This window comes from Martinezella calliandrae (genome assembly GCF_030272695.1).
Taxonomy (GTDB): domain Bacteria; phylum Pseudomonadota; class Alphaproteobacteria; order Rhizobiales; family Rhizobiaceae; genus Rhizobium; species Rhizobium calliandrae.
In genome coordinates, this window is the sequence record NZ_JARFYN010000163.1 from 1 (window position 1) to 1,077 (window position 1,077).

At 58.2% G+C, this 1,077-nt stretch carries 1 protein-coding gene; it reads right to left on the minus strand.

The annotated features are described in order from the left end of the window. Positions 1 to 7: 7 nt before the first annotated feature. Positions 8 to 934, minus strand: a complete 927-nt coding sequence (locus PY650_RS36500) for a L,D-transpeptidase family protein (protein WP_285884954.1) — start codon at positions 932 to 934, stop codon at positions 8 to 10. Positions 935 to 1,077 lie beyond the last annotated feature (143 nt).

Consider the following 1,077-nt stretch of genomic DNA (forward strand, 5'->3'; position numbering starts at 1 on the left):
GCGACGATCAGTCGACAAATTCGACGACCACGCCGGGCTTGACCATTCCGGCCAATTCTTCGACATCCCAGTTTGTCAGTCGGACACATCCGTGAGAACCTGCCTTGCCGATGAGTTCTGGATTGGGTGTTCCGTGGATGCCGTAGGTGGGGTCGGTCAGATCGATCCAGACAGTGCCAACGGGGTTGTTCGGTCCGCTCGGCAGCTTCAGTATTTTCCGGTTGTTGCCCTGCTGGAAGTTGATCTTCGGATTATAGGTGTAGGTCGGCATCCGCGCGACGCCCTTGACCTTGTGCGTGCCGGTCGGCGAAGGCGATTCCTTGCTGCCGATCGTGGCCGGATATACGGCCAGTAGCGAACCATCTTCCGCGAAGGCCATGACCTGGCCCGATTGCTTGTGCGCCTCGATTCTTTTCGCCTTGCCGGAGCGCGGGGCGCCGGGCACGGCCACCGAAACCGTTTCTCCCGCTGCAAAGGCGGCGCCGGGATTGAGAGCCTTCAAGAGGTCGATCCCCATATGGAAACGCTCGGCCAGCTTTTCGGCAATGCTGGTATAGCCGAGGTGGTGCATCTTCGCCTGTTCGGCATAATCCTTCGGAATCCTCTCCACGAGATCCTTTCCGTCGCCTTCGGATATGACATACGGCTGAATAGCGGGTGCATCATCGGTGAGCCTGGCGATGACGTCCGCATCCAGCTTTCCGTCGACGGGAAGACGCTGCATGGCCTCGAACCCGGCAATCGCCTTGCCGAGGTTTTCACCGTAACGCCCGTCAATCACTCCGGGAGACGAACCGGCACGGTCGAGAAGCACCTGAAGATGGACGATCGCGGGATCAAGCTTGGATCGGGAGTTGGCCAGCCGGTCGGTGGATATCGAATTGATGGGAGCATTGTTGACCTCTTCCGCTTTCAGCGACGCCGCGCCAGCCATGCCAGCAAAGGTCAGAGAAAAGATGGGTACGAGGCAGAGCAGGTTGTTCATGAGAAAAAAAGCGACAACGGAGGAACTTGTTCCGTCGTTCACGCTGAATTTCCTTAAGCCTCTTTGTCACGGTGGAGATCCGTCATAGGGGT

What these genes read in the sequence shown, in the direction of transcription:
- PY650_RS36500 (WP_285884954.1), bottom strand. Translation starts at nt 934, where the DNA reads ATGGCTGGCGCGGCGTCGCTGAAAGCGGAAGAGGTCAACAATGCTCCC.